The organism is Luteibacter sp. P4_E6 (genome assembly GCF_056401535.1).
On the sequence record NZ_JBFUJE010000498.1, the window covers coordinates 1 to 2,859 of the forward strand.

Genomic DNA, 2,859 nt, shown 5'->3' on the forward strand with positions numbered 1-2,859 from the left:
GTCTCGAACCATTCTTTACCGTTCGTGACCTCCTGACACCCCAGAAGATGCAAACGTTTGCATAATGGGGCTGTCCCCGCCTGCTGGATTCCTCATGCTTAAAGGCGTCCTTCTCGGCTTCGCTTGCTACGCCGCTTACGCGTGGAGCGACGCCTTCGTAAAGTCCCTCGAGGGCTCGCTACCGCCTTATGAGGCGGTGTTCTTCGGTGCTGTCATGGCCATGACGGCCTTTCCCTTCCTGAAGAAGCCGGAAGACCGCTGGAGCGAGATTGTCATATCGAAGATGCCGGGCCTTTGGCTATTGCGCGCGATGGCGGGCGCCATCGGCAATGTCACCGCCGTGATGGCCTTTACCGCCCTGCCGATGGCCGAGGCTTTCTCGCTGATCTTCCTGCTGCCGATCTTCGTCACCATCCTCTCGGTGATTTTCCTGCGCGAGCAAGTGGGCTGGCGACGCTGGTCCGCCGTCATTGTCGGGTTCATCGGCGTGCTGGTCGTCCTTCGTCCGGGCTTTCGCCATCTCACGACAGGGCACGTGGCGGCGATCATCTGCGGCATTACCGGCGCTTTGTCGATCATCGCCCTGCGTATGGCCGGGGCGCATGAGAAGAGGATCACCCTCTACGGTGCCGGCGTGGTCGGTCCGATGATCGCTGGCTTCGTGATGATGCTGCCGCACTTCGTGTGGCCAGACGGCCACCAGTGGTTCCTGCTGCTCGGCTACGGCTTGCTCGCTGCTGCCGGCGCCGTCCTGCTCATGCTGGCCACACAGAACGCTCCCGCCGCGCGCGTCGCACCCACCCAGTACAGCCAGATGCTCTGGGCCATCCTGTTTGGCTACCTCATCTTCCACGACCACCTGGATTGGCCCATGCTGATCGGCATCGTGCTGATTCTTGGTGCTGGCCTGTTCACCTTCGTGCGCGAGAAGGAGAAGACCGATTGGTGGCGGTGGACGAATATCGTTTGAAGGGTGCCGCCTAAGTATTCGAAACCCCGTGCGGCACGTGTCCGGTAGCCACGTGCCGCCGCGCCGACTCCACGTTAGCCGGGGAATCGTCGAAGAAGATATCGGCGCCAAAGGCGTCCAGGAACGGGCCCTTGTCGCGGCCACCCAGGAAGAGCGCCTCGTCGATGCGTACGCCCCAACGGCGAAGCGTAAGAATGACGCGCTTATGCGCAGGCGCCGAGCGGGCGGTCACCAGGGCTGTGCGGATGGGCGAGGTTTCTGCCGGGAATGCCGCCTGCAAACGGTGCAGCGCCGAAAGGAACCCGCGGAACGGGCCACCTGAGAGAGGCTCCGCCCAGAGTTCGGATTCGCTGCGATGGAATGCATCGAGCCCCTGTTCTTTCGACACCCGCTCACCTTCGTCGCCGAAGATCACCGCGTCGCCGTCGAAGGCGATGCGCAGCTGTTCACTGGAACGCTGCGGTGCCRTGGACGGCAGGATGGTCGCCGCGGCGACGCCGGCGCGGAGGGCGCGACCCACGTCTTCTGCGTTGGCGGAAAGAAACAGGTCGGCGCGGAACGGCGCGATGTAGTCGGAGGTCGGCGCACCGCTGGTAAAAGCGGCACGCGAAATGTTCAGTTTGTAATGCTGGATGGCATTGAAGATCCGCAGACCGGTATCGCCGGAGTTCCGCGACAGCAGGATCACCTCCACCGGCGGCACGTCACCGGACAAGGCGTTCAGACCGAGCAGCTTCTGCACCAGCGGGAAGGCCACCCCGGGAGTCAGGAGCTCATTCTCGCGTTCAATCTGGTACGAGCGATAAGCGTCGAGGCCATCGCGTTCGAACAGTTCGTGGCCGTCTTCCATGTTGAACAGCGCTCGCGACGAAATGGCCACGACCAGGCGGTTGTCGTGCACAGAGGCATCGGCGTGGGCGGTCTGGGTATCGTTGTCGGGGGCGTTCATCGGGGCGGTGTCCGTGCTGCGTGTCTGGACACCATCCTAATGCACCGGGCCGCTCCTTGTAGGAGCCGATTCATCGGCGATCCCGCGGCAGCGGGCCAGGATACGGCTAGCACCCAATCGCCGAAGAATCGGCTCCTACAAACCCAGGGTATCCGGCTATAGGGCGAACTGCTCGTCGAGGATACGCTGCTGCAGGTTGTGTTCGGGGTCGAAGAGCAGACGAACGGCGTTGCGGCGGGATTGCTTTACCTCGACCTTGCGAACGTCCCGCACCTCGTGGAAGTCCGCCGTGGCGCTGATCGGACGCTTGTTCGGATCCTTGGTTTCGAAACCCACCCGAGTGGCGTGCGGGAGAATGGCGCCACGCCAGCGGCGCGGGCGGAAGGGACTGATCGGCGTCAGCGCGAGCACATTCGCGTCGAGCGGCAGGATCGGGCCGTGGGCCGACAGGTTGTACGCGGTGGAACCGGCGGGAGTGCTGACCAGGATACCGTCGCAGACCAGCTCGTCGAGCTTGACCTCACCGTTGAGGCTCACGCGCATGTGCGCGGCCTGGTTGCTCTGGCGCAGCATGGCGACTTCGTTGAAGGCAAGCGCACGGTGCTCGGCGCCGTCGCAGCAGGTGCTGTGCATCTCCAATGGATGCAACACAGCGGGATGCGCGCGCTCGATGCGCTCGGCGAGGGCGTCGAGATCGTGCTGATTCATGAGGAAACCGAGGCGGCCCAGCTTCATGCCGTAAAACGGCACGCCAAGCGTTCGGTAAGTGTGCAGCGTGCGCAGCATGAAGCCGTCGCCGCCGAGCGACACGATGATCTCGGCGTCCCCGGGTTCCACACTGCCGTAACGCTTCACCAGGGCGGTGCGCGCACGTTGGGCGACGTCGGTTTCGCTGGCGACAAAGGCTAAGCGCATGGATGTCGGTTTGAAAGGACCAGCG

At 63.5% G+C, this 2,859-nt stretch carries 3 protein-coding genes; 1 reads left to right on the forward strand and 2 read right to left on the reverse strand.

Annotation, left to right across the window (positions count from 1 at the left end):
* Nucleotides 1–94 precede the first annotated feature (94 nt).
* Nucleotides 95–970, forward strand: coding sequence for a DMT family transporter (locus AC1DT2_RS19820; RefSeq protein WP_063573418.1), 876 nt, complete (start codon nt 95–97; stop codon nt 968–970).
* Nucleotides 971–980: 10 nt separating this feature from the next.
* Here AC1DT2_RS19820 and AC1DT2_RS19825 read toward each other — a convergent pair whose 3' ends face one another.
* Entirely contained in the window at nt 981–1,919 is a 939-nt protein-coding gene (locus tag AC1DT2_RS19825) for a 5'-nucleotidase (protein WP_477298210.1), read from the reverse strand.
* A gap of 156 nt (nt 1,920–2,075) precedes the next feature.
* Complete coding sequence (locus AC1DT2_RS19830) at nt 2,076–2,834, reverse strand: NAD kinase (protein WP_063572055.1); 759 nt, start codon at nt 2,832–2,834, stop codon at nt 2,076–2,078.
* Nucleotides 2,835–2,859 lie beyond the last annotated feature (25 nt).